The sequence below is a fragment of the Kribbella caucasensis genome, from assembly GCF_004361855.1.
Lineage (GTDB): Bacteria > Actinomycetota > Actinomycetes > Propionibacteriales > Kribbellaceae > Kribbella > Kribbella caucasensis.
Genome location: NZ_SNWQ01000003.1, coordinates 242231 through 259963, shown reverse-complemented (window position 1 = coordinate 259963; position 17733 = coordinate 242231). Strand labels below are relative to the sequence as shown.

Genomic DNA, 17733 nt, shown 5'->3' with positions numbered 1-17733 from the left:
TCTACGGCGACCGCGATCGCCACCCCAGCCCAGACGGACACCCGCGGACACTGGCGGTCAACATCCTCGCCCCCTACCTCCTGACCGGGCTGATCCACAGGCCGGACCGGCTGATAGGTCGTCGCTGGGGAGAAGACGGCCCGTGCCCCGCGGTTCGTGAAGACCACCAACGGCTCACGCACCCTGGACGAGGCCTCGCTGGCGCGGGCACGCCGGCTGGCCGGGCTGAAGGGCTACGTCACCAACATCCCCGCCGACGTCATGGACGCCGGCGAAGTGATCGGCACCTATCACGACCTGTGGCACGTCGAGCAGTCCTTCCGGATGAGCAAGACCGACCTGCGTGCGCGGCCGATGTTCCACCACACCCGCGACGCAATCGAGGCCCACCTGACCATCGTGTTCACCGCACTCGCGGTCAGTCGCGAGGTCCAGAACCGCACCGGGCTCGCGATCCGAAACTCGTCCGCCAGTTGCGGCCACTACGGTCCGCGACCATCGCGATCAACGGCACCGAGCAGACATTCCCACCGCCATCCCCACCGACAGCAGGCGATCCTCGACGCTCTGAAGTCGTCGCGCCTCAGGCACTAAGCCGAATGGCCGAACTCAGGGGGAGTGGACACGTCACGCGCGGAGATCGTGAAACGGATCAAAGCGCGGCGCGACGCGATTCGGAGTTCGTAGAGCCAGGGTGCTGAGGTCACTAGTAGCTCGAAGGCCGGAGGCGACCTAGAACCACTCAAAGCGCGGATCGAAGCTGCCCTCGTGCTCGCCCTGACGGGCAACATGGCGACGATTGAGCGTTCCGAACGCTTGTTCGATACGATCACCGAGATCGAGCGCGAAACTCTCAGGGTCGGCCATTCCATCCAGTTCCCGCCGGATCAGCACATGCTCGTCAAGGCATCTGACGATGTCTAAGCCGAATCCCGGCTGCTTCCAACCCTCGGCGAAGTCCCCGAGTGTGGCCGCACTGGTGTTACGGAGTGCGACGGTGATCTCGAACATGCCCTCAAGTCCCCACCGGTCTGCGACTTCGGCCTGAAGTGCGGCTGCACACCACGCCAACCCGACGATCGGCCGCAGCGCAAATATGCGGATTTCTCTCTGCTCGTAGGCTGCGCGCCCAATGCCGACCTCGAGGCCGCCATGGCGGTGAAGTGCGAGGTACCGCGTCCAACCAGCGTCCTCTCGGAATTGGTCGTACAAAACGATGGCGCCGTTCGTCGCTCGGTCGCTGCTGCCCCATGACGGGTACCGACCGCCGAATGGCGACTCGCGTGGCTGCTTGAGCCAGTCCAGCACTTCCCGGTTGAGCGGAACGACATCACCCTCTGGGTCGGCAGGCAGGAACAAGAGCCTCAGATCAGGTCCGTCGGTGAGGCGGCCCAGTCCACAACGGGCAAACTCATCCCCAGTGCCTGGCATCAACCCCTGACCTGAGCGGTACTGCAGCCAACGAGCGCGCCGAGAGTCCATTTCCCGCACCGTGTCGTTCACCCGCGGATCTCCCGACGCAGCAAAACCATCAAGTCCTCCACCATGCGGTTGGCATCATGCGTGAGCGCCTGCCGATGCCTCCGAGTCGGCGTCAAGGTCGCGGTTACAGCACCCGCGTTGGCATGGATCGATGCGGAGTTTGGATTGGCGGCCTGCTCGGCCCTCGAGCGCCAGGGCAGGTAGCCGGTTCCGCTGAGGTGCGCGAGAGGAACAACGTCCGTCAGGCGGTGGACCGGGTCAAGCCGATCCAACAGAGAACCGGAGAAGCGGACAGCTCGCGCCAGGGCGGCAGCGAGGTCTTCCTCGATCAGAGCAGGCATGCCAGTACGGTAGTCATCCCTGTTCCGGCGGGCCGGCTGAACGACGCAGATCGATCCGGCCTGATCGATCACCACCGATGCACTCGGCTGCTCCAAGATCAAAGCGCCGCCACGGATTGAGGTCGTGGTTCCCTCCGTGGCATCGAACACCGGGTACTCGCCGAACAGCGCCTCTCGTTGGATATCGCGAGCCAGGTCATCTTGCTCAAGCTCGACGGGCCGGAGCACCTGCTGATGTGGGCCGCCAGCCACGGCGAAAACCAGCCGCGGAGCGCCGCCATGCCTACCATTGGGCAGCAGAGCTCTGGCCCTGGCCAGCATTTCGGCCTCGTCGACCGGTCCCGCCGCAGTCGCGAGTTCGTGATCATGGAGGGCTCGCACTACAACAGTCTTTAGCTCGTCGGCAGAGGAGAACGATGCCCGGAAGTGCCCGGTAGCCCAGGCCTCCACCTCCTGAAGGAATGTCTCCTGCTGCGGCTCCCGCGTGACGCCTGACTCGACGAAGACAAAGACAGGCTTGGACTCTTTGGCCTCCCGGTACTCCTCGTGCGTCGCCGAGAGTCCAGAGGGTTGCGGATAGCCATAGCGCTCGCCAATCAGCAGCACGACGAGATCCGACTCGCGGACGGCAGCTAGGCATGCCTGCTGCGGCGTGCCTGCTGAAGCCGGGAATTCCTCGGCGCGGATGACCTGATGACCGAGTGCCTCAACCGCTTCGACAACGGCCTGGCGATACGCCTCGTACCCGCTGATCAACGAACTGATGAAGACCTTCACGATGCCTATTGTCGCCCCGAGCGCGCTCGGTTTCGCCGCCAGACACACACGGGAGAACTGTCGACCACTCGACGAAGCGACCAAGCGACGTTCTGATGGTTGCCCTGCGAGCATGGGCGACGATTCGCCTGGCCGACAAGACTAGTGGTCGCCTTCAGCCCGTGGACTCCACCAGGCCTTCCAGGACGTCCAGGTACGAACGGTCGTACGGTTCGTCGACATGATTGACGTTCCACAGGCCGGATGTGCGGAGCTTTTGGCTGTCGGCATGGCGGCCGAGCCATGCGGCAGACGGCAGGTCGTGGCCGCCGGTTCGGCAGGACAGAAGGGCGATGCTGTTGCGCTCGACCGCGCTGCGTACGCCGCGGTCGGTGACCGCGCACCACAGCATTGGCATGGCGGCGATGTAGTCGCTGACTGCTTTCTCCAAGGGGTACTCGGCGGTTCGGGCTGAGTGGTCGACATGTCGGCTTCGCCAGCTGATGTGCAGGCTGCTGGGCCAGTCTTCGGTTGCCAGGAGCGCGGTACCGACATGGTGTCGGAAGATGCTGCCCCGATGGTTGCCGCCGCCGGGGCGGACGCCACCAACGTGTCCTCGATGTTGCTTCAGCCGTGTCCATAAGGTGGTTTGGCTTGTGGCGGTCAATGCGTGCGTGCCAACGCGGACAACTCGCGACGATCCGTTGATCCTGTTCTCACCTGGCTCGAAGAAGAAATAGACACCGTGGGAGGGGCAGCTTGTGACGGTGCATTCGCGCAGGCGGCGGAGGCCGCGCGATGCCTCGACGAGCTGCGCCAGCAAGCGATAGAACCGATCGAGGTCGGCTTGCCTTCCCGTAGTCATGAGATTCGCTCGACAACGAGGCCGGGTGGATAGCCATCGGGACGGTGTTCCCAGAAGGCGCGGAACGCTTGTCCCAGCGCGCGCGGCACGTTCACCATCGCGCCAGCGCCAGCGTCGGCCAGGGTCACAAGCAGTGCTTCGGCAGCGTCGGTACGGCTCCATGGCACGCGGCGGATGAGTCGCGCGTAATCGGTCGTGGTGCTTGCCAAGGCAACCACCCATTGTGCCCGCACGCGGACAGCTTCGTCAGTCAGCGCGTTCTCAAGCAGACCTGCCGGCCAATCGGCGAGCCGGAGCTTCTTCTCGTACCAGCCGATCAGCTCCTCGGCCCGAAGCAAGCCGTACCCGCCGCTCAAGATCACGACGTGCGCGCCGTTTGCCACTGCGTCGGACAGGGCGTCACCGGCCGCCGCATAGAAGTGGCCGGTGTACCGGCGCCAGGCCGGCAGGAGCAGTCGCTCATCAACGGCCGCTTCCCGCTGGAGGTCTTGGCGAGCTTGCCGCAGCGGCTGCGGCCACGAATCGACAGGTTCCTCGAGCCGGGATTCACCGCCGCGGGCCTTGGCCTTGGAACACGGGAGAACGATTAAGTCCGACTGATGTCGATTTGCGTGAGCATTGACATGTCCGGGGTGGTCTGTGCCGTCCGGACGTTGTTGCGCCAGGTCGATGACAACCGACGGTTCTCAGGTGGCATGGTCGCCGGGCCAGTACGGCGGAACGTGACGGATCGGCCGACATCAACGCGCTCCAAGTCGTACCCGGCCCGCCTCCAGGCGCGAGTGTTTTGCCGATCGCCGTGCCACCACTGGGGATAGTGATTTACGGCAGATTCAGGGAGGCCACCGACGATATTGCCCAACTCCGCCCACGAGACGCTGATGACCGCCTCACCCCGATCGGTCAGCCACGCGCTCAGTCGTGACCAGTCGGCCAGCCCTCGTGCCATACCCACCACGCTAACCGAGAGTTTGGACATCCGTCTGACGCGACGGTTTCCCATGGGACGGACACAACCCCGCGTCCACTCCCGCAGACAGCAGCAGCCAGCGGTCGACGCCGCAGCGGCGGCCCGAGCAACGCGCGGACCCGGACAGCGACATCACCACCGGTGGCGGCCGGACCGGTAGCCGCCATCGGTGCATGGCGAAGGCCCGCGAAGCCGAGGCGCGCGCCCAACTGCATCGCGGCCTGTTGGGCAGGTGGGTTGCGACTGAGGCTGCCAACCCAACCGGCGGCCTCGCGGTACCTGCCGGCCTGGTCATGCAGGTAGGGCACGATGCGGGGGATTTCGTCGAGCGCGTCCAGCAACGCCTGGGCGACGCGTTGCAGTTCGGAGGGCATCCGTGTGGGAAACGCGGGCTAGATCTGGTTGGCATAGCTGCGACAGCCCGCCTCAGCAATCTGCAGCGCCTGCACCGCCTGCTCGACCGACTTCCCAGCCGCCTCGAGCACCGTGGTGATGTCGCGGTCGGCGCCGGTGGCCGAGCCGGAGATGAGCGCTTGGACGTGTTGGCTGGCCTGTTCGAAGCGTTGCTTGAAGCTGGCCAGACTGCCCGCGCCCGAACGCGACTGGTCGGCCAGGCCGTGCAGCTGCATCTTGAGTTGCTCAATCTGGGACATGGTTGCTCCTCACATGGTTGGACTGTCAGCGTTCTGCTCAAGTCCGGATTGACAAGCCGTGCGGTAGCGCGGCAATGATGTCCCCGAGACGGGAGGACGCCGGTCAGATGATTCGACGCAAGAACGCCCTGCTGGAGACGGCACTCGCTTGTGTGGAGCGCGGCATTCCGGTGCAGGCGGCAACCATCAGCTGTGATCCCGCAGGCGACTGGATCAGCGATGTCGAAGCAGTCCATGCAGTCTGGGACGTCGACGAACCGCCGAACTTGGCGATCACCTCGTGTCCCGCCGTTGCCGTCTGGAGACTGCCGCGGATTGTCGGCGCGTATGGCAAGCGTCGCTACGAACAGCAACGTCCTGGGGTGTGGCCACCGACGATGAAGCTGCCAGACGGCGACTGGATCACCTGCACCCTTCAGCCCGACGGCGACCTGGGTCCGCTCGCCACTGGCGTCGAGTACATCGCATCGGGCACGCCAGTCGTCATCCCGCCGTCGACGACTGCGGACGGTCGGCTGCTTTGGGACGGATCGAAGTTCCCACTCCACCCGCTGCCAAGCGCCGATGCCGTTCTGTCGGAGGTGCTGGTCGCCGAACAGGAGTACGTCGAACTGCACGGCCAGCTTGGCTAACGCCTCACCGGCCGTGCCGCAGGACAGCATGGCTTAGCCCTTTCGGCCAACGGCCAGGAACAACGAGCTCGCCGCCACCAGCTCCGGCATCCGGTCAGCCAGGCGTGAGCACTCCAGAGCGGTGTCCAGCGGATCGTGATCGGCGAGCTTGTCTGTGTACGGCTGCGACTTGAAGTGGGCGTCGATCACGACCGTCAGCCAGCCACCGGGACCAGTGAGGCCGAAGATGTTTACAGGTCGCAGACCGGCACTCACCAGCTCGCTGCGTAGCTCGCTCTCGTGGTGGTAGTAGCAGTGCGCCATCCGCTCGTTGTCGGCGCTGTGGCCAGTGTCGAGGATCGCCTGCACGATGCCCTGCCGGGCCAGCAACGTGTTCGCCAGCGTCGAGCCGATCAGGTTGGCTGCTCGGTTGATCGCCACCACGGCCAGGACACCACCGGGACGCAGCACCCGCAGTGCCTCGCGGAGCGCCAGGCGGCGGTCGCTCGCCTCAGGTAGGTGGTAGAGCGGTCCAGCCATCAGGACGGCATCGAAGGACTCATTCGGCCACGGCAGCCCGCGTGCGTCACCATGCTGAGCAGAGATCCCCGCTGCCTCCGCTTGGTCGACGTGATGCTGTACCGGGTCGAGCAGCACGACGTCGTAGCCCTGATCACGCAGCCAACCGGCGTGCACGCCCGGCCCGCCGCCGATGTCAGCGACTCGGGCGGGAGCCTGCGGGAACCACTGGCCGAGGAAGTCATAGAGCCGGGCTCGCTCCAGGCGGCCCTTGACGGTGGAACTCAGGCGGGTGGCCTCGTCCCAGCGGCTCGAGTAGTGGGTCTCGATTGCCGGATCGACGATTGGGCGGTCCACCGGGATAACGGGGGTATCCACTGCACTCCTTATGATCGAGTTGGAACAGCGGGCGGGCGTCCGCTCTGCAGGCTGTGCGCCCGCCCGCTGGTCTATGTACGGAGCCTTCGGACTCGGGAAACCGAAGGCTCCAGCTTTGGTGAGGCGAGACCGGCACCGCGCGGCGATCACTCCGCGCCAGAGGTTGGATGCCAGTCCCGCCGGTATGGGGGTGGTGGGGACGCCGGACGCGCATGGTCTCCGGCCGGGATGCAGCGGAGCCGGTGACCGGGAAGCCCGGCGATGCGCAGCTGGATGACGTTGGCGTACTCCTGGGCCAGCTCGGTTGGTGCGATGTGCTCCTCGATCAGGTGGTCGCCTAGCCACAGCTGGATGGTGTAATACCGACGATCCGGCAAGGTCGCGAGACGGACATCAGACGGCCGATCACTTGTCACTCAGGCCCCTAAATACGTCGACCGCCATGGCACCGGTCACGACAGCGGTCCCTATGATCAAGACCCACATCTGCACAATCACTCTCAGTCACTTCCTCGCTGGCTCTGCGACATTCCGAAGCGCATTGGTGGCGTAACGACAATGACTGAGATCCCGCCGTCGGATCCATCCCCTTTGGGGATACCGGATATCCGCCGCGACTCGCACAGAGAGTTAGGTCCTGCGCACCGTTCGGTACGATCCATCTGAGTCCCAGCGGCAAGCGGAGGGTCTGATGCGCGAGGAATCCGCCGACTCGCTGCGCCTGCCCTTGTCGTTCTGGCGCAGCGAAGCTGTCCAGGATGCCCTGACATCACGAGACATTGGCCGCCTTCTTCGCGATGTTGGCGCACGCGGGATCAGCCAGACCAGGATCGGATTGGCGGTAGGCCTCAGCCAGGGACGCGTGAGCGACATAGTTCGGGGTACCAGACGGGTGGCGCGGTTACACGTCCTCGAGCGAGTCGCCACTGGACTGTCGATGCCAGTCCGCGAACGCCAGATACTGGGTCTTGCACCGGGCGATTTGGGCGACCGGGCATCCTGGTCGCCGCCAGCAACGCACGGGGGTGATGAGGCAGGTGATGACGTGCAGCGCAAAGAGTTTCTGCGGTTGGCTCTCGGCACAGGAGCCGGTCTCGTCGCAACCCGCTACATCTCGCTGCCAGATGAAGGCGCCAACGACCTTCGCTCAGCATTAGCCGGTCCTATTGCCCACTACCGGCGCATGGAGCATGCGGTTTCGTCCGAGCATCTCGCCCCTGCGGTCGAGGCGCATCTCGCCCTCACTCGGGTGACGGTCGAGCAGAGCCTACCGACGACAGGCGGGTTCAGTGTGCTTGCGGAGATCGCCGGAATGACGGGTTGGCTCGCGGCCGACCGAGGTGATCTTGCTACCGCTCGCAACCGGTACGCAGAGGCTGTGCGTAGGGCTGAGCAGGCCCGCAACCCGCTGCTGACCGCCTACATGGTTGCCAGCCTCGGCCAGTTCGAGACTGAGGCGGGGAACGCTCGAATTGGCCTCACGTTCATCGCCAAAGCTGAATCTCTTCTTGACAGGTCGGCTCCCGACTCCGCTCGCGCATGGCTATCCGGCCTGCGTGCTGTCACAGCCGGCCAGCTCAGGGATCGAAAGTCGACCGTGGCAGCTTTGAAGCTCGCCGACACTCTGACCGACCATCCCAAGGGCGAACCGGTGTGGCCGTGGGTCTTCCAATTCGACAGCGCAAAGCTGGCATCGACCCGGGCGGTGGCCCTAGGTCGCCTAGGAGACACTCAGGGCGCGATCGCGGCGTTCGATGTAGCCAATCCACACCTGACCGGTCCCAAGCCGAGAGCGTTGGCTCTCGTCGACCATGCGGCCGTTCTGGTCGTCGCTGGACACGTAGAGGAGGGTTGCAGCGCAGCGCTGGCTGCGCTGCAAACCGGGCGAGACCTCCGAAGCCGTAGGGTCGTGAACCGCGTCACGGACTTCACCAGTAGCCTGCCATCCAGTCGGGGCGCAATGGAGCTGTCCCAAGCACTCCAAGAAGCGAGGGCCTAATGGTACGTCTGGCGGTCTCTGGACATCGCGGGTTGTCCAAAGACACGGAAGCTCTCGTCACAGAAGAGCTCCACCGCATCATTGAGACCAAAGGTGAAGTCACCGGCATCTCCTGCCTGGCTGATGGCGCAGACGCGCTGTTTGCACAAACAGTGCTCGACCTCGGAGGCCGACTCATCGCAGTCATCCCAGCCTCCAGCTACCGCGACGGACTGCCAACTTCCCACCACTCGACCTACGACTCCTTGCTGGCCAAGGCATCGGAAACGGTCGCACTCGACAGAACAAACTCCGACTCAGACGCTCACATGGACGCCAGCCTCCGAATGCTCGCGATCGCCGACGAACTGCTCGCGGTATGGGATGGACAGCCGGCCCGCGGTTTCGGCGGCACTGCCGACGTCGTGCAGGCGGCCCACGACAAGAACCTTCCAGTGACCGTCATATGGCCCTCCGGCGCCTCCAGGGCCTAAGCCCGCCGTCCCGGTCCAACCGTGTCCCGACTGTTCCGGGTGAACGCTGACGCACCCCATCGGGCGCTGGCAGTCTGGCGGGATTCAAGCAGCGATTCGAGCAGGCCAGCCGGCACGTCCATGCTCTGATTTCCGGTTCGGCCACCGGTGCGGACCGCGACATCTCGACAGTGCTCGAGGCAGCCGGAAAGTCAGTGGAGCAGCCGGTCCAGGCGCTGCAGACAGCCGAGGCGGGCTGCCGCAGCTATGCCAACCAGAATCTAGCCGCCGCTCCGACCGCCGATGCCCTCCGAGCTGCAGCGCGTCGCCCAGGCGTGCTGGCGGCGCTCGACGAAATCCCACGTGTCGTGGCGTACTTGCATGACGGCGCCAGCAAGTACCGCGAGGCCGCTGGCTGGGTCGGCAGCCTTGGCAGCAACGCACAGGCCCGGATGGCCGCCATGCAGCTGGCCGAAGCCGCCCGGCGCTGCGAGGAAGCCGCGGACTACCTCAGCCTGGCGCCGCCGAAGGTACGCGGCTGGGTCGAACAGATGGTCAGCGGGATTCGCACTGCTGAACCGGCTGGCGGGTGGATCGCGAACAGGCCAGATGGCACAGCCGGGAGGACACCGCCTGCGGAAGGCCGGCGGGATGATGACTCATCAAAGCCGACGAGCAGGAAGTCGGGCGGCACCGCTGGAGCCGGCGATGACCAAACCAACAAGGATGGAGCAGCACCCGGAACACAGCCTGTCCAACCAGGTGCCCCGGACGAACCCGAGCCCTTTGGGCCTGTTGCCCGCGAGATCCTCGAACGACTGCCGGTACGACAACCAAGGGACAAGACGCGTGGTATCTGGATTGATGCTTCTGGAGCGGAACACGACCTCCTCAGCGGGGTTGATGAGTACACCGCGGACGTCGATCGGTTCATGGAGGACCATCAGATCCGGATCGCGCCGGGGCGCCGATACGCTCGGCTCCCACGTCGAGATCAAGTTCGCGATGCTGATGCGTAAGCGCGCATTGACCGATGAGACGATCACGATCAACAACAGACCTTGCCCCGGCCCGTACGGTTGTCACCGGAACCTGTGGAGGTTCCTGCCTGACGGCGCACGGCTGACGGTGTACGGCCCCGACAGCTTCAAGCGGACGTATCCCGAGTCAGGAGGACGCAGACAGAGATGACCTACAGCATCGAGGCGTACTACCGACACGAAACGACGATCAGCCGGTGATCCTCAGGACTGAGGCCGATGTCGACCAGTTGGTCGACGCCCTGCTGACTGAGTCGTGCGACCACACCATGGCAGCGCTATACCTAGCCGAGCGGCCCACGACCGACCAGGGCTACCCGGATCACGACTTCCGCGTCGGCATTAATGCCAAACGCAAGGTTGGCGGGCTGAAGTTTGCCGGTACCAGCGACGGTACGACTGGCGTCTGGTATGCCATGACCGACCGGCCGCAGGCAGCGGATGTCTTCTACGAGTACGCCGGTCATCCGGAGGACTTCCCATCGGACTCCGAGTGTCGCTCGATGTGGTCCGATCAGCGGTCAAGGAGTTCCTGGAGAGCGGCGGCGACCGCCCCAGAGGCGTCGAATGGCGGGCCCGGCCTGTGACGTGAGTCGGTGGGTTTGAACAAGACCACTTGGTGCAGGTTTCGCACGGTCAGTCCTGCTGTCCGTCCGAGCTTCTGCTGTAGGCGGCCCGCAGCCCACCCGCTCGAGGTCCCGGCACTCTCGCCGCACCACTCAGCCAGGGTGATGAGATTATCGGGGCCATCGACACGCCGCCGAGTCGCCGCACCATGGGCGCCGTTGGTGCGGGCCGAGGACCCCGAACGCCGGCGGACTGGACGCGATCTGCACGACGGCGCCAAGCTCGGCTCGCGCGTCACCCGCCGGTCTCGGCGTCGAACTGCTCCTCGATCCAGCGGTCGAGGAGGTCCTCGTCGAACATGCGGCGGCCGGCGATGACAGCGGACGGCGGTGCTGTGCCGTTGTGGACCATCCAGCGTAGCTGAGACTCGCTGCGGCGAAGCCGGTCGGCGGCCTCCTTGAGGTGAAGCAACTTGCGTGCCATCTCTACCCCATTTCCCAGTTGGCAGCGACTCCCAAATTGAGTATATGGTGTTCCCTAGTGGTTCCCAACTAGAATTGATAGTACGGAGTGGCCGTGGCTGACAGGGAGCGGTTGATCGGGGCGACGGTGTCCTTTCTGCGGGACGCGATTCCCCAGCAGGCAGTCGCCAACGCGATGCGCGAGAGGGGCCATCGGTGGAGTCAGTCGACGGTTTGGGCGATCGAGAAAGGCGAGCGTCGGCTTCTGTTGAGCGAGGCCGCAGATCTGGCAGAGATCCTCGACGTATCAGTCGAGGCCCTGCTGAAGCGGCCCGACGAGATCGGACTCCAAAGCGAGATCGCCAGCGAATGCCGATCAATCGGACTGCTCTACAACGAGGCGATCTGGACGATGCACGAGCTGTCGGCAGCCCAAGATGTGCTGCAGCGCTACCTCGACGACGCGGAGCGCAAGGGAATCCGGTTGACGCTCGTCACCGAGGCGACGATCCACAACGTCAAGAAGATGACCTCCAGGCAGGCGCTTGAGGAAGCGGAGGACTTGAAGGACCTGGGCAATCAGGATCGACCCCGGACGCGGGAAGACTTCGACGCCATGCGGAAGCTGGACCGTGGCTAGGCCTCTGACACCAGTTGGGACCTACGGCAGGATCGACTTCACGACCATGGGGCCGAAGAAGGTCCGAGCTCGGGCACACATGCGTGACTTTGATGGCGTCACCCGCCCGGTCACGCGCTACGGCCCCACTCAAGCAGCCGCTGAGCGGCGTCTCAAGGAGGCGCTGCGCGATCGGCTCGGCCCGACCGAGGGACCGATCACCGCGGAGACACGGATCCGTGAACTGGCCGCCGTATGGGTCGAGGAGATGAGCGCATCCGACCTGAGCGACGGCAGCAAGGAGCTGTACGAGCGCGACCTGAACCAGAAGGTACTGCCAGCCATGGGGGCACTCGCCTGCCGCGAAGCCGATGTACCCGCCTGCGACCGCTTCCTGAAGGCGGTTCGGGAGAACAGCGGACCAGGCAAGGCGAAATCATGCAAGACGGTCCTCAGCCTTCTGCTCGGGCTCGCGGTGCGACACGGCGCGATCAAGACGAACCCGGTGCGGGATGTCGCAAAGATCAAGCGTGGGCACCGCAAGGAGCGCCCGCGGGCCCTCTCAGTGGTCGAAACCGATGGAGTGATCACCAAGGCCGGCACAGATCCTCGGGCGATCCTGCAGGACGTCGTCGACCTCATCGAATTCATGCTCGGTACGGGGTTGCGGATCGGCGAGGCGCTTGGCCTGGCTGAGGACGCGGTCGACCTCGAGTCCGGGACGCTCGAGGTGTGCCAGATCGCCGTTCGGCTCAGCGGCAAGGGAACGGTCCTGCAGCCGCGGCCGAAGACGGACGCCGGCTGGCGGATCATCGCCCTGCCGCCGAACATCGTGGAGCTGTGCCGGCGCCGGATCGCAGCCATCGACAACCCGGACCGCTTGCTGTTCGCCGGTCTGAAGGGCAGCGTGCGGAACCCGTCCAACGCGAACCGCGACATGAAGGCTGCGATGGTACGCGCCGACCCGGACCTCAACTGGGTCACGTCGCACACCTGCCGGAAGACCGTCGCGACCCGACTGGACGAGGCGGGTCTGTCGGCCCGCGAGATCGCCGACCACCTCGGACACGCGAAGCCGTCGATGACCCAGGACGTGTACATGGGACGCGGCGTCGCCAGCGCCGCGGCAGCGCAGGTGCTGCTCAGGGAGGCGGGTGACGATCCCGGCCGAGGTCCGGCGCCGCATAAGTTGGTCGTTAATTGGTCGCGGAACGACGAAGTGCCTGGCCGATATCGCTCTGACCAGGCACTTCGCAAAGGGGTGGAGGTGGCGGGAATCGAACCCGCGTCCTTCAGCGTCGCTCCAAGACTTCTCCGGGCGCAGTCTGTTAGTCGCTTTTCTCAGCCTCAGCACTCCCACAGACAAGGTTGCTGACAGGCTCAGTCACTGTAAATGTCCCGTACTAGCCCCGTGACCGGGCTAGCAAAGCAAGCTCCCTAGCTGAGGCCAGGAACCGGGTCGGAAGCATCCCCGGGCTGACCGCTTCGTTAAGTGCTCAGGCCGTCAGGCGGCGAGAGCGAAGCTGCTGCGAACGTTAGAGTTGGCAGTTATTGGTTTCCAGAGATCGTTTACGAGATAACCCTGGATCCTCGGCCCGCTTCCCTTGGAACGTACGTCCAAAGTCGAAACCGTTCACCCCCTGTTGAGTTGTCAAACTCCTACGTCCCCGAAGGTCCGCAGAAGAACCACACTATCAAGTCCAACAGCTCAGCCGCACACGAGATTCCCCAGACCGCCCTCGGGCGGGGAGCGTCACTTGATCAGGCGGAAGCTGAACGGATAACGGAAGTCGGAGCCGAGCAGGGCGGCCAGGCCGCCGATACCGGTGAGGACGAACCAGACCATGCCGACCAGCGGGAACAGGAAGCCGGTGAAGCCTTCGGTGATGCCGGTCACGACGCCGATCAGGGCGAACACGCCGAGTGTGCTGAGCTGGAAGTTCACCGCCTCGACCGCGTGCTTGCGGACCGCCGGGTTCTTCTTGCCGGCCGTCGCCATGACCACGGCCGGGCCGACGAAGAAGGTGGGATAGCCGAGCCAGTGGGACACCATTCCCAGGCCGCGCGCCTGCCCGTCGTACTTCTGGACCGGGGCGGGCCGGGTGAAGGCGACCGGCGCGTACGTCGGGACGGGGCGGGCCAGCAGCCCGTCGAAGCAGCCGTTCAGCTCGGACCGGGTCCGGGCCTTCAGCGCCAACTCGATCCGGGTGTCGAACTCGAGGTGGGTCAGCCGGCCGTCGGCATACATCTCTTGCAGGATCTCGACTGCGCGGTCCCGTTGGGCCGGCGTCACCAGCAGGTCTGAAGTGGACATACATCCACTGTGCGCCGCACTCGCCGCCCAACCCATCGGGAGCCGCCCGGAGCCACCCCTGAGCCGACCCCAGTGAAAACCGTCAGCGGCGGGGGCGGCCGCGGTCGGAGAGGGCGCGCTGTGCCTCGCGGCTGGCCTGCCGTTCGGCCAGGGCGTGCCGCTTGTCGTAGTCCTTCTTACCGCGCGCGGTGGCCAGCTCGACCTTCACGTAGCCGTCCTTGAAGTACAGCGACAGCGGCACCAGCGTGACGCCCTGCTGCTCGATCGCCTTGATCAGCTTCTGCATCTCGTCGCGGTGCAGCAGCAGCTTGCGGGTACGTCGCGGCTCGTGGTTGGTCCAGGTGCCGTGGGTGTACTCCGGGATGTGCATGTTCTGCAGCCAGAGCTCGTTGCCCCGCACCGACGCGAACGCGTCGACGAGGGAGGCCCGGCCCAGCCGCAGGGACTTCACCTCGGTCCCGGTCAGCACGAGTCCGGCCTCCACCACGTCGTCGATGTGGTAGTCGTGTCGCGCCTTCCGGTTCTGCGCGATCGGCTTGTGGCCGGTCTGTTTCACCATCCGACCAGTATCCCAGATCAGCTACAACCACTTCATTGGGTTAACCACGCGGCCGTCCTGGTAGACCATGAAGTGCAGGTGGCAGCCGGTCGAGTAGCCGGTGGTGCCGACGTACCCGATGATCTGGCCCTTCGAGACGCGCTGGCCGACCCGGGCCTTGTACCGGGACAGGTGGTTGTAGACCGTCGTGAGGGACGACCCGTCGATCACCCCGTGTGAGATGAAAACCCGGTTGCCGTAACCGCCGTTGTAGTAGCGGTCCGTGACGACACCGCTCGCGGCCGCGCGGATCGGCGTACCGCAGCCGCCGCCGAAGTCCGTGCCGTCGTGCAGCTTCCAGTAGTGCAGGATCGGGTGGAACCGCATCCCGTACGGCGACGTGATGTAGGTCCTGATCGGCCAGATCAGGCCACCGTCGTTGCCCGGCGGGTCCGGGATCTTCCGCGGCGGCCGCTTCTCCCTCTTCGCCTTCGCCCGCTCGGCGGCTTCCGCGGCGGCCTTGCGCCGGGCGGCGGCGGCCTTCTCGGCCAGGGCCCGGGCGACCAGGATCTGCTGCACCCGGTTCCGCTCGGCGACCAGGGACTGATAGTGCGCCAGCTCGGAGTTCTTCTCCTTCTCGGCCGCCTTATATGCGACCATCCGCGCGGCGGCCACCTTCGCCGCCTCGGCCTTGTCCGCGGCCACTTGCTGGGTCAGCTTGGTGACCTCCTGGACCGTTCGGGCCGCCTCGGCCCGTTGCTCGGCGACGATCCGCTCCGCCGCGGCCAGTTTGGCCCGCCGGTTCGCGAGCTGCGCCTGCGCGTTGTTCAGGTTGGTGATCGCGTTGCCCTGGATGCCGAAGACGTTGCGCTGCACCTGCATCCCGGTCGCCACGTCGGCCGGCGAGGCGCCGCGCAGTACGATCGTCAGCCCGACCAGGCTGTTCTGCTGCTGGTACGCCGACCGGACCGCGCGGCCCGCGAGCGCCTGCTTCTCGGCGATCTGCTGCTCGCCTTCGGCCACGTCGGCCTGGGCCGTCGACAGAGCCTGCTCGGCCGCCTTCAACTTGCTCGCGGCAACCACATCGGCGGCCTTCGCGGCGGCCAGCCTGCCCTGCGCGGCGGCGTACTTGGCCTGGACAGCCTTGTACTGCGTCTCCGCGGTGGCGTAGGCGGCCACGGATTTGGCCAGCTGGTCGTAGGACTCGTGCAGATCGGCCTTGGACTGCTTGATCTGCGAATCGAGCTGCTTTTTCTGCACCTGGGGATCCGGTGGGTCCGCCTGGGCAGACGGCACCACCGCCAGGGCTCCGGCGGTCAGGGACAGGACAACGCAGCAAGCGGCGACAATCGTCTGCCGAGCGGGCGGTCTCGTGCGTGACCGTCCGCTCGATGTGGCGGTGGCGCCGATGCTGTCGTCTCGCTTGATGCTCGCCCGCTCACGCGGGTCCGCACCGGGGAAGGGCGAAACCACAGTCGACCCCTTGCTCTGGGTTTAGTTGTCGTGCTACTGCACGATAGGTCACCCAGGTCAGACTTTGAGGTATTTCCGCGTCGTCAGGAATGTCGGGACCACCGCGAGGATCAGTCCGACGACCACCATGATGACCGTCGCCCGGAAGGTTTCGGTCGCGCCGACCCACTGCCAGACCCGGAACGTCTCCTGCGCGCGCTGCATGACGACGAAGTACACGCCGACCCAGAGGGTGCCGCAGGCCAGCAGCGCGCCGATCAGCGCGGCCAGCACCGCTTCCAGCAGGAATGGCAGCTGGATGTAGAAGTTCGACGCGCCGACCAGCCGCATGATGCCTATCTCGCGTCTTCGGGCGTACGCCGCCAAGCGGATCGTGTTCGAGATCTGCATCAGCGCGGCGACCAGCAGCAACCCGGCGGCCACCAGCGCACCGACTTGCAAACCGTTCAGCGCCTTGAAGAGCGGATCCAGGTACTGCCGGAGGTCCTGCACGGTATCGACGCCGGGAAGTCCGGCCACCGCGCTGACCAGATTCTGGTAGCGCTGTGGATCCTTCAGCTTGACCCGGAACGACTCCTGCATCTGGTCCTCGGTGACCGTGCTGACGATCGGCGAGTCCTTGTACAGCTTCTTGAACTGGTCGAACGCTTCCTTCTTCGACTCCCCGAAGACGCCGTCCGGCGCCGTGTCCGGGCTCGACTCGATCACCTGCCGGATCCGGTTCTTCTGCTCCTGGCTCACCTCGGCGCCGGAGCAGCCGCGGCCGCCGGAGTCCTTGGTGCAGAGGAAGATCGAGATCTGGATCTTGTCGTACCAGTTGCCCTTCATCAGCTCGACCTGCTCGCGGGCGAGCAGCGCGCTGCCGAACAGCGACAACGAAACCCAGATGGTGACGACGACCGCGATCGTCATCGACAGGTTCCGCTTCAGGCCGATCCCGAGGTCGGAGAGGATGTAGTTCAAGCGCATCAGTCAGTAATCCCTGTCTCAGTGCTGGTAGCCGTAGACGCCGCGCGACTCGTCGCGGACGACATGACCGTTCTCCAGCTCGATCACGCGCTTGCGCATCTGGTCGACGATGGACACGTCGTGGGTCGCCATCACCACGGTGGTGCCGGTGCGGTTGATCCGGTCCAGCAGCTTCATGATGCCGACCGACGTACCCGGGTCCAGGTTTCCGGTCGGCTCGTCGGCGATCAGGATCATCGGCCGGTTCACGAACGCGCGTGCGATCGCGACCCGCTGCTGCTCACCGCCGGACAGCTCGTCCGGAAGCCGGTCCTCCTTGCCGTCCAGACCGACCAGCTCGAGCACCTCGGGGACCGTCTTGCGGATGTGCGCGCGCGGCTTGCCGATCACCTGCAGCGCGAACGCCACGTTCTCCGCGACGGTCTTGTTCGGCAGCAGCCGGAAGTCCTGGAACACGGTGCCGATCTGCCGGCGCATCTGCGGGATCCGCCAGCTGGCCAGCCGGTTCAGGTCCTTGCCGGCGACCATGATGTGGCCCTTGGAGGTCCGGTGCTCGCGCAGGACCAGACGAAGGAACGTCGACTTGCCGGACCCGGAGGTACCGACCAGGAAGACGAACTCGCCCTTCTCGATCTCGACGTTCACGTTCAGCAGGGCAGCCTTGGACTGACCCTCGAACGTCTTGGATACATTCTCGAAGCGGATCACGGGACATTCCGGCCGTGG

The 17733-nt window shown here is 65.4% G+C and carries 20 protein-coding genes, 1 other RNA gene and 3 pseudogenes; 9 read left to right on the top strand and 15 right to left on the bottom strand.

Annotated features, from left to right (window positions below; all coding sequences use genetic code 11):
- Positions 1-117: 117 nt before the first annotated feature.
- Positions 118-594: pseudogene (locus EV643_RS08565) on the top strand (IS1634 family transposase); the annotation flags it as partial.
- A 138-nt stretch (positions 595-732) separates the two neighbouring features.
- Here EV643_RS08565 and EV643_RS08560 read toward each other — a convergent pair.
- The 6 genes from EV643_RS08560 to EV643_RS08540 form a co-directional block, all read right to left on the bottom strand.
- Positions 733-1503, bottom strand: coding sequence for a hypothetical protein (locus tag EV643_RS08560; RefSeq protein ID WP_133799447.1), 771 nt, complete (start codon positions 1501-1503; stop codon positions 733-735).
- Positions 1500-2600: a DUF4062 domain-containing protein gene (locus EV643_RS08555; RefSeq protein ID WP_166665357.1), complete on the bottom strand. Its 1101-nt coding sequence runs from the start codon at positions 2598-2600 to the stop codon at positions 1500-1502. Before EV643_RS08555 ends, EV643_RS08560 begins: the two co-directional genes overlap by 4 nt.
- Before the next feature lie 154 nt (positions 2601-2754).
- Positions 2755-3444, bottom strand: a complete 690-nt coding sequence (locus EV643_RS08550; RefSeq protein WP_133799445.1) for a GIY-YIG domain-containing protein — start codon at positions 3442-3444, stop codon at positions 2755-2757.
- Positions 3441-3827: a YaaA family protein gene (locus EV643_RS08545; protein WP_202869447.1), complete on the bottom strand. Its 387-nt coding sequence runs from the start codon at positions 3825-3827 to the stop codon at positions 3441-3443. The genes EV643_RS08550 and EV643_RS08545 overlap by 4 nt, the downstream gene beginning before the upstream one ends.
- A 203-nt stretch (positions 3828-4030) precedes the next feature.
- On the bottom strand, positions 4031-4393 hold the full coding sequence (locus EV643_RS47170; protein WP_440589964.1) for a DUF7662 domain-containing protein: 363 nt from the start codon (positions 4391-4393) through the stop codon (positions 4031-4033).
- 413 nt (positions 4394-4806) lie between these two features.
- Positions 4807-5067, bottom strand: a complete 261-nt coding sequence (locus EV643_RS08540) for a hypothetical protein (RefSeq protein ID WP_133799443.1) — start codon at positions 5065-5067, stop codon at positions 4807-4809.
- Positions 5068-5174: 107 nt separating this feature from the next.
- On the opposite strand from EV643_RS08540, the gene EV643_RS08535 reads away from it, so the two are divergent.
- Complete coding sequence (locus EV643_RS08535) at positions 5175-5699, top strand: hypothetical protein (protein WP_133799442.1); 525 nt, start codon at positions 5175-5177, stop codon at positions 5697-5699.
- A gap of 33 nt (positions 5700-5732) precedes the next feature.
- Here EV643_RS08535 and EV643_RS08530 read toward each other — a convergent pair whose 3' ends face one another.
- Positions 5733-6575, bottom strand: a complete 843-nt coding sequence (locus EV643_RS08530) for a class I SAM-dependent methyltransferase (RefSeq protein ID WP_238165453.1) — start codon at positions 6573-6575, stop codon at positions 5733-5735.
- A gap of 146 nt (positions 6576-6721) precedes the next feature.
- Positions 6722-6991, bottom strand: a complete 270-nt coding sequence (locus tag EV643_RS08525; protein ID WP_133799441.1) for a hypothetical protein — start codon at positions 6989-6991, stop codon at positions 6722-6724.
- Between the two features lie 275 nt (positions 6992-7266).
- Here EV643_RS08525 and EV643_RS08520 point away from each other — a divergent pair, with 275 nt between their 5' ends.
- From EV643_RS08520 to EV643_RS08505, 5 genes and pseudogenes are all read left to right on the top strand, one after another.
- Positions 7267-8574 (top strand): helix-turn-helix domain-containing protein, encoded by a 1308-nt coding sequence (locus EV643_RS08520; RefSeq protein ID WP_133799440.1) that lies wholly within the window; start codon positions 7267-7269, stop codon positions 8572-8574.
- Positions 8574-9047, top strand: coding sequence for a hypothetical protein (locus tag EV643_RS08515; protein WP_133799439.1), 474 nt, complete (start codon positions 8574-8576; stop codon positions 9045-9047). Before EV643_RS08520 ends, EV643_RS08515 begins: the two co-directional genes overlap by 1 nt.
- A gap of 194 nt (positions 9048-9241) precedes the next feature.
- Entirely contained in the window at positions 9242-10045 is an 804-nt protein-coding gene (locus EV643_RS45455; RefSeq protein ID WP_238165452.1) for a hypothetical protein, read from the top strand.
- Positions 9930-10217, top strand: a complete 288-nt coding sequence (locus tag EV643_RS46855; RefSeq protein WP_370452250.1) for a DddA-like double-stranded DNA deaminase toxin — start codon at positions 9930-9932, stop codon at positions 10215-10217. The genes EV643_RS45455 and EV643_RS46855 overlap by 116 nt, the downstream gene beginning before the upstream one ends.
- A gap of 46 nt (positions 10218-10263) precedes the next feature.
- A pseudogene (locus tag EV643_RS08505) lies at positions 10264-10658 on the top strand (Imm1 family immunity protein).
- Positions 10659-10927: 269 nt separating this feature from the next.
- On the opposite strand, the gene EV643_RS08500 reads toward EV643_RS08505, so the two are convergent.
- Positions 10928-11116 carry a helix-turn-helix domain-containing protein gene (locus tag EV643_RS08500; protein ID WP_133799437.1) on the bottom strand — a complete coding sequence of 63 codons (189 nt, stop codon included), beginning with the start codon at positions 11114-11116 and terminating at the stop codon, positions 10928-10930.
- Between the two features lie 111 nt (positions 11117-11227).
- Between EV643_RS08500 and EV643_RS08495 the strand changes: the two genes are divergently transcribed.
- Positions 11228-11734 carry a helix-turn-helix domain-containing protein gene (locus EV643_RS08495; RefSeq protein WP_133799436.1) on the top strand — a complete coding sequence of 169 codons (507 nt, stop codon included), beginning with the start codon at positions 11228-11230 and terminating at the stop codon, positions 11732-11734.
- Between the two features lie 46 nt (positions 11735-11780).
- Positions 11781-12752: pseudogene (locus EV643_RS46850) on the top strand (site-specific integrase); the annotation flags it as partial.
- 220 nt (positions 12753-12972) lie between these two features.
- Here the strand turns inward: EV643_RS46850 and ssrA are convergent.
- The 6 genes from ssrA to ftsE form a co-directional block, all read right to left on the bottom strand.
- Positions 12973-13354, bottom strand: a transfer-messenger RNA (tmRNA) gene (ssrA, locus tag EV643_RS08485).
- Between the two features lie 112 nt (positions 13355-13466).
- On the bottom strand, positions 13467-14027 hold the full coding sequence (locus EV643_RS08480; RefSeq protein ID WP_238165450.1) for a DUF1707 and DUF4870 domain-containing protein: 561 nt from the start codon (positions 14025-14027) through the stop codon (positions 13467-13469).
- A gap of 82 nt (positions 14028-14109) precedes the next feature.
- Positions 14110-14586 carry an SsrA-binding protein SmpB gene (gene smpB, locus EV643_RS08475; protein WP_133799434.1) on the bottom strand — a complete coding sequence of 159 codons (477 nt, stop codon included), beginning with the start codon at positions 14584-14586 and terminating at the stop codon, positions 14110-14112.
- Between the two features lie 21 nt (positions 14587-14607).
- Positions 14608-15825: a M23 family metallopeptidase gene (locus EV643_RS08470; protein WP_238165449.1), complete on the bottom strand. Its 1218-nt coding sequence runs from the start codon at positions 15823-15825 to the stop codon at positions 14608-14610.
- 270 nt (positions 15826-16095) lie between these two features.
- Positions 16096-17007, bottom strand: a complete 912-nt coding sequence (gene ftsX, locus EV643_RS08465; protein ID WP_133799432.1) for a permease-like cell division protein FtsX — start codon at positions 17005-17007, stop codon at positions 16096-16098.
- A gap of 18 nt (positions 17008-17025) precedes the next feature.
- Positions 17026-17715, bottom strand: coding sequence for a cell division ATP-binding protein FtsE (gene ftsE, locus EV643_RS08460; protein ID WP_133799431.1), 690 nt, complete (start codon positions 17713-17715; stop codon positions 17026-17028).
- Positions 17716-17733 lie beyond the last annotated feature (18 nt).

Coding starts and splice junctions, on each gene's coding strand:
- EV643_RS08550 (WP_133799445.1), bottom strand. CDS start 3,444: ATGACTACGGGAAGGCAAGCCGACCTCGATCGGTTCTATCGCTTGCTG.
- ftsX (WP_133799432.1), bottom strand. CDS start 17,007: ATGCGCTTGAACTACATCCTCTCCGACCTCGGGATCGGCCTGAAGCGG.
- EV643_RS46855 (WP_370452250.1), top strand. CDS start 9,930: ATGAGTACACCGCGGACGTCGATCGGTTCATGGAGGACCATCAGATCC.
- EV643_RS08535 (WP_133799442.1), top strand. CDS start 5,175: ATGATTCGACGCAAGAACGCCCTGCTGGAGACGGCACTCGCTTGTGTG.
- smpB (WP_133799434.1), bottom strand. CDS start 14,586: ATGGTGAAACAGACCGGCCACAAGCCGATCGCGCAGAACCGGAAGGCG.
- EV643_RS47170 (WP_440589964.1), bottom strand. CDS start 4,393: ATGGCACGAGGGCTGGCCGACTGGTCACGACTGAGCGCGTGGCTGACC.
- EV643_RS08515 (WP_133799439.1), top strand. CDS start 8,574: ATGGTACGTCTGGCGGTCTCTGGACATCGCGGGTTGTCCAAAGACACG.
- EV643_RS08520 (WP_133799440.1), top strand. CDS start 7,267: ATGCGCGAGGAATCCGCCGACTCGCTGCGCCTGCCCTTGTCGTTCTGG.
- EV643_RS08540 (WP_133799443.1), bottom strand. CDS start 5,067: ATGTCCCAGATTGAGCAACTCAAGATGCAGCTGCACGGCCTGGCCGAC.
- EV643_RS08500 (WP_133799437.1), bottom strand. CDS start 11,116: ATGGCACGCAAGTTGCTTCACCTCAAGGAGGCCGCCGACCGGCTTCGC.
- EV643_RS08480 (WP_238165450.1), bottom strand. CDS start 14,027: ATGTCCACTTCAGACCTGCTGGTGACGCCGGCCCAACGGGACCGCGCA.